Genomic DNA, 4500 nt, shown 5'->3' on the forward strand with positions numbered 1-4500 from the left:
GCGATGCCGTCGATCACGCTGATGATGTCCGCGATCTTGCGCGAGCTGGCGCTGATCACGTCCATGGTGCGCACCACCTGCGAGACGACCTCGCCGCCGCGCTCGGCCACCTGCGAGGCGGCGGCGGTCATCTGGTTGGCCTGGCGCGCGGCGTCGGCGCTTTGCTGCACGGTGTGCGTCAGGTCCTCCAGCGCCGATGCGGCCTGCTGCAGGTTGCCCGAGGTCTGCTCGGTGCGCTGGCTCAGGTCGAGGTTGCCCGAGGCCACTTCGGAGCTGGCCAGCAGGATCGAATCCGCCGTGGTGCCGATGCCGCCCACCAGCGAGCGCAGCTGCTCCTGCATGGCGGCGATGGCGTCCAGCAGCCGGCCGGTTTCGTCCTGGATGCGCACTTCCACCCGCGAGGTGAGGTCGCCGCGCGCGATGCGTTCGGCCACCACCACCGCCCGTCCGATGGGCTGGGTGATGCTGGCCGTGGTGCGCCAGGCGATCAGCGCGCCCAGCACGATGGCCAGCGCGACCAGCCCGCCGCCGATGGCGCGGGCCCGGTTTTCCATGCGCGACGCGCCGGCCGCGGCCTCGGTGTTGAGGGTGTTCTGCAGCTGCACCAGTTCGGCCAGCTTGTCGCGCCAGGCGGCTTCGGCAGGGGCCACGCGCGTCATGAGCGAGAGCGTGGCGCTCACGGTGTCACCGTCGGAGATGGCCTTGAGCGCCGTGTCCAGCTCGGGGCGGGTCTTGCGGGCCAGGGCCTGGATGTCGGTCTGCAGCTGGCGTTCGGCTGGCGTGGCGCCGGAGTCGAGCAGCGTGGCCAGCTCGGTCTCCTGCGCCGCGTAGCGCTGCAGTGCCTGGCCGACGCGGCGGGTCTGCTCGTCCGCGCTCTTGGGATCGACCTCGCCGAGCATCGCGGCCGAGCGCCCCTGGATGCCGATGGCGCTCACGTTCTCCAGCATGCTGTTGACCAGCCGCATCTTGGCGGCACTGGCGCCGGTCATCTGCTGCATCTGCTGGTTGACCTCGTTCAGCGAGGCGTGCGCCACGAAGGCCACCGCGATGAGCAGCGCCAGCATGCAGCCGAACCCCAGGAAAAGACGGCGGGAGATGGAGAGGGTCTTGAAGAACGAAGCGGTCTGCATGGTGTTTTCCGTGGCCGATGGCCTTTGAACGAAATGCACAGCAAAAGCAGTGCCAGTGATCGGTGTGCGGCGCCGTCCGGGCAGTGGCCGCATTCGCAATGGGTGTTACATATGAAAGACCCAACAGGGAGTATCTGCCTCTAAAGTGCCGGGTGGATGGCGCACTTGTATGAATTGATTTAATCGCTCATATCTTATTAAATGCATCGTTCCGATGCTATTTTTTTGGTAGCGTAGCGCCGTGCCATTTTTGCGCATTCCACTTTGGCGCCCTTCGATCCGTCGTGGTCTTGTTACATTTTTGGAAGGAACCGGCCCCATGACCCGACTTCGCTCGACCATGCTCCGGAGCATGGTTGCCGTGCTCTGTGCACTGGCGTTGCCGGCGATGGCCGCGGAGGTCCAGGTGACGGTGCAGGACGGCTCCGGCAAACCGCTGCCGGGCGCGGTCGTGTTCCTGGATTCCCCGGAGGCGCACAAGCTGGTGCGTCCCCTGGCCCAGCAGGACATGGGGCAGCTCAAGCGCCGCTTCGTGCCGGAGGTGCTGGCCGTGACGGTGGGCACCGAGGTGCGGTTTCCCAACAGGGACAACGTGCGCCACCATGTGTATTCGTTCTCGCCGGCCAAGAAGTTCGAGCTGCAGCTGTATTCCGGCACGCCGGCCAACCCCGTGCTCTTCGACCGGCCGGGCGTCGTGGTGCTCGGCTGCAACATCCACGACCAGATGGTCGCCTGGATCCTCGTGCTGGAGACACCGTATTTCGCGCAGAGCGCCGCGCCGTTCGGCAGCGCGCGCCTGGAGAAGGTGCCCGCGGGCAACTACACGCTGCGCGTGTGGCATTCGGGCCTGCCGGTGGGCGCCGCGGCCTATGCGCAGCCCCTGGCGGTGGCCGAAGGCGGGGCGCCGGTGGTCGTCCGCCTGACGGGGGTGACCCCTTGAACCTGCGCGCGCTGCACCGCAGCCTGATCCTTCGGCTGGTCGGCATTTCCCTGCTGCTGCTGCTGATCGTGCAGGCGGCGGGATTTGCCGTGGTGCAGGCCTTCATCGTGCGCAATGCCCGCGCCCAGATCGAGCGCAGCCTGGACGTGGACGAACGCGTCTGGCGCTGGCTGCTGACGCAGAACGCCGTGCGGCTGCAGGAGGCCTCGGTGCTGCTGGCGGCCGACTACGGTTTTCGGTCCGCCGTGAATTCGGGCGACTCGGAGACGATCCAGTCCGTGCTGGAGAACCACGGCGCGCGCATCGGCGCCGCGATGACGGCGCTGCTGGACACCCGCATGCACCTGCAGGCCACCAGCCCCTCGCGCACTCCGGCCGACTACCAGAGCGCGGTGGACCAGGCCGTGCCCGCGCTGGTGGCGCAGCCACAGGGCAGCCAGATCGCCGTGGTGCACGGCATCCCGTACCAGTTCGTGATGGTGCCCATGCGGGCGCCTTTGCTGGTGGGCTGGGTGCTGATGGGTTTTCCGGTCAACGAGACGCTGGTGTCCGAGATGCAGCAACTGCTGTCGGTGGACGTGGCCATCCAGGTGCGCGATGCCACCGGTGCCGTGGCCGTGCCGGTGAGCACCCTGCCGGACCGCGCGCTGGCCGATCTGCGCGACTTCCGCATGGGCGGTGAGCAGGTGCTCGGCGGCGAGACGCTGCTGGTGCGCCCCGTGCGCCTGGACAGCGGCGCCACCAGTGCCCGGGCGCTGCTGCTTCGTTCGCTCAACGACGTGGTGGCGCCCTACCGCCAGCTGCAGGCCCTGCTGGGTGGGATCACCGTGGCTGGCCTGGTGCTCTTCGCGCTGGGCAGCGCCTTCATGGCGCGCCGCGTGACGACACCGCTGCGCTCGCTGGTCTCGGCCACACACCGCCTGTCCCAGGGCGACTACGACGCCCCCATCGAGCACACGCGCCGCCTCGACGAGATCGGCAACCTCGCCCGCTCGTTCGACCGCATGCGTGTGGACATCGCAGGGCAGCAGGGCGAGATCCTGCGGCTGGCCGATACCGACCGGCTGACCGGCGTGCCCAACCGGGAGCGCTTTCGCCGCGCCATCATGGAGGCCATCGGCCCCGGCAGCGGAGGGCGTCCCGTGGTCGTGATCGCGCTGGACCTGGACCGATTCAAGCACGTGAACGGCGTGCTGGGCTACGCGCTGGGCGACCGGCTGCTGCAGGCCGTGGCCGAACGCATCAGCGGGCAGACGCGGTCGCCGCAGGACGTCATCGCCCGCCTGGGCGGCAACGAGTTCGCCATGCTGCTGCCCGGCGCCGACGAGGCGGCCGCGCGCGACATGGCCCAGCGCATCCTCCGGGCCTTCGAGACGCCCATGGCTTTCGACGACCGCACGGTGGATCTGAGCGCGGGCATCGGCATCGCCTGCTGGCCTGGTCCGGCGCAGGATGCCGACACCCTGCTGAGCCACGCCGAAATCGCCATGTACGCGGCCAAGCTGCGGCTCAGCGGGGCGCTGGTGTACGAGCCGTCGATGGATTCCTCCAGCGCCGTCTCGCTCTCGCTGCTGACCGAGCTGCGCCGCGCGGTGGACCGCAACGAGCTGCGCCTGTTCCTGCAGCCCAAGGTGTCGCTGACCGGCCAGCCGGGCCACGCGGCCGAGGCCCTGGTGCGCTGGCAGCACCCTGAGCGCGGCATGGTGCCGCCGATGCAGTTCATCCCCTTTGCGGAGCAGACCGGCTTCGTTCGGCAGCTCACGCTGTGGATGTTCGAGCAGGCGGTGATCTTCCTGGCGCAGCCGCGCGTGCAGGATCTGGCGCTGCGCATCTCGATCAACCTGTCCACGCGCGACCTGCTCGACCCCGAGCTGAGCAACCGCCTGGGCACCCTGCTGGCGCGCCACGGCGTGAGCGCCGCGTCGTTCTGCCTGGAGATCACCGAGAGCGCCATCATGGACGAGCCCCTGCGGGCCGAGGCCATGCTCAACCGCCTGTCCGAGCAGGGCTTCAAGCTGTCCATCGATGACTTCGGCACGGGCTACTCGTCGCTGGCCTACCTCAAGCGGCTGCCGGTGGACGAGCTGAAGATCGACAAGTCCTTCGTCATCGGCATGGCCTCCGACGACGGCGACGAGCAGATCGTGCGCTCCACCATCGACCTGGCGCACAACCTGGGCCTGAGCGTGGTGGCCGAAGGGGTGGAGACCGTGTCCATCCTGGAGCGCCTGCGGGCCCTGCATTGCGACGATGCGCAGGGCTACTACATCAGCCGGCCGCTCCCCACGGACGACTTTATCGCCTGGCACGCCGCGGCGGCCGAGCGAAAATAGCGCCCATGTCCGATTCGCCGCCCCGCCGCCGCCTCTCCCTTCCCCCCGCCGCCCCCGCCAAGGTGGCGCCGCCTGCGGCCACCGCACCCTCCGCACG

At 69.0% G+C, this 4500-nt stretch carries 3 protein-coding genes; 2 read left to right on the forward strand and 1 reads right to left on the reverse strand.

Features of this window, described 5'->3' with window-relative positions:
• Positions 1 to 1130: methyl-accepting chemotaxis protein (locus AC27IQ_RS19135; protein ID WP_487090419.1), on the reverse strand; the 1130-nt coding region annotated here is incomplete at its 3' end.
• Between the two features lie 319 nt (positions 1131 to 1449).
• On the opposite strand from AC27IQ_RS19135, the gene AC27IQ_RS19140 reads away from it, so the two are divergent.
• Together AC27IQ_RS19140 and AC27IQ_RS19145 are read left to right on the forward strand one after the other, a co-directional pair.
• On the forward strand, positions 1450 to 2070 hold the full coding sequence (locus AC27IQ_RS19140; protein WP_487090420.1) for a methylamine utilization protein: 621 nt from the start codon (positions 1450 to 1452) through the stop codon (positions 2068 to 2070).
• Positions 2067 to 4403: a putative bifunctional diguanylate cyclase/phosphodiesterase gene (locus AC27IQ_RS19145; RefSeq protein WP_487090421.1), complete on the forward strand. Its 2337-nt coding sequence runs from the start codon at positions 2067 to 2069 to the stop codon at positions 4401 to 4403. The genes AC27IQ_RS19140 and AC27IQ_RS19145 overlap by 4 nt, the downstream gene beginning before the upstream one ends.
• Positions 4404 to 4500 lie beyond the last annotated feature (97 nt).

The organism is Acidovorax sp. KPB24-07, assembly GCF_057543315.1.